This is a genomic window from Saccharomonospora iraqiensis subsp. paurometabolica YIM 90007 (assembly GCF_000231035.2).
In the GTDB taxonomy this organism is placed as follows: Bacteria; Actinomycetota; Actinomycetes; order Mycobacteriales; family Pseudonocardiaceae; genus Saccharomonospora; species Saccharomonospora paurometabolica.
In genome coordinates this window covers 14,074-15,504 of the sequence record NZ_KI912228.1, presented here as the reverse complement: position 1 = coordinate 15,504, position 1,431 = coordinate 14,074, and the positions used below count along the sequence as shown (strand labels likewise).

General features: G+C 74.6%; 1 protein-coding gene and 2 pseudogenes. 2 read left to right on the top strand and 1 reads right to left on the bottom strand.

Annotation, left to right across the window (positions count from 1 at the left end; genetic code table 11):
* Together SACPADRAFT_RS31435 and SACPADRAFT_RS0209730 are read left to right on the top strand one after the other, a co-directional pair.
* A pseudogene (locus SACPADRAFT_RS31435) lies at nucleotides 1-114 on the top strand (fructosamine kinase family protein); the annotation flags it as partial.
* Nucleotides 115-234: 120 nt separating this feature from the next.
* Nucleotides 235-1,080: an SURF1 family cytochrome oxidase biogenesis protein gene (locus tag SACPADRAFT_RS0209730; RefSeq protein WP_198048297.1), complete on the top strand. Its 846-nt coding sequence runs from the start codon at nucleotides 235-237 to the stop codon at nucleotides 1,078-1,080.
* Between the two features lie 124 nt (nucleotides 1,081-1,204).
* Here the strand turns inward: SACPADRAFT_RS0209730 and SACPADRAFT_RS26725 are convergent.
* A pseudogene (locus SACPADRAFT_RS26725) lies at nucleotides 1,205-1,431 on the bottom strand (cobalamin biosynthesis protein); the annotation flags it as partial.

Below are 1,431 nucleotides of genomic sequence, written 5' to 3'. Positions count from 1 at the left end.
CGGCGGGTGCCGTTGCACCAGTTGTTCCCCCTGCTCGTGCACACCGTGCTGTTCGGGGGCGGCTACGCCCGGCAGGCGCTCGACGCGGCGAAGGCGGCCCTGCAGACGGGCTGAGCACCCGGTGGGCCGCGCCGCCCGGGTCGCCACCGCAGGAGGCCCCGACACCCGGATCCCCGCCACACCCACGGCACCCTGACCGGTCCCCACCCGTGCCCGGCGCATACCGTGGGGATCGTGCGGTGGAAGTTGCTGCTCCGGCCGAGCTGGCTGGCGCTGACGCTGGTGGTGTTCGGGTTCGCCGTCACCTGTTACACGGTGCTCGCACCCTGGCAGTTCGACCGGCACAACGAGCGGGCGGCCACCAACGAGGCCGTGCGGGCGTCGTTCACCGAACCGGCCGCGCCCGTCGACGACGTCCTGCCCACCGCGGGTCCGCCCGGGCCGGAGGCCGAGTGGCGGCGGGTGCTGGTGGAGGGCACCTACCTGCCCGAGCACGAGGTCGTCGCCCGGCTGCGGACCGTGCGCGGGGAACCCGCGTTCGAGGTGCTGACGCCGATGCGGACCACCTCGGGGGAGGTGCTGCTGATCGACCGGGGATACCTGCGGCCGGACGACTCGGAGGTTCCGCCCTACGCCGCCCCGCCGGAAGGGACGGTCCGGGTCGAGGCCCGGGTGCGCTCCGACGAGACCGATCCGCAGGCCCGCCCGGCGTTCGCGAACGCCTCCACCGGCGGCGCCCTGCACACCTACGCCGTGGACTCCCGGGTGGTGGCCGAGGCGACCGGCCTCGACCTGCGGCGCGGCTACTTCCCGCTGAGCGAGGGGCAGCCGGGCGTGCTGAACACGCTGCCGCTGCCGCAGATCGACGCGGGGCCGTACTTCTCGTACGCACTGCAGTGGATCGCGTTCGGCACCATGGGCGTGCTGGGCTGGGCCTACTTCACCGTGCGCGAGCTCAAACCCGGCGGCGCACTCGCCGAGGACCGCCCGACCGGCGGACGCCGCCGCTCGGTCGCCGAGATCCTCGCCGAGGACGAGGCCCCCGCACCGGACCCCCACTCCACTCCCCGGCCCGGGTAGCCCGCCCCAGGTTGTGGTGCCGTGAAGGACTCCTTCGCGGCCCTCGACGCCGTGAAGGACTCCTTTACGGCACTGGACGCAGTGAAGGAGTCCTTCACGGCACCGGACGCAGGCAGGGAGTCCTTCACGGCAACCCCTGCCGCGTACGGCGGTGCGGGTGGGGGCGCAGGGCGAGGAGGGTGGTGAGGGCGGCGGTGAGCCAGCCGACGACGCGGGAGAGTTCCACGGCGCGGGTGACATGGCCTGCGTCCGGTGTGCGGCCCTCGCCGAGCACGGGCAGCTCCCGCGGCCCGTGCGGGTGGACGGTGCGTCCGCCCAGCCGGACCCCGAGCGCGCCGGCGAACGCCGCCT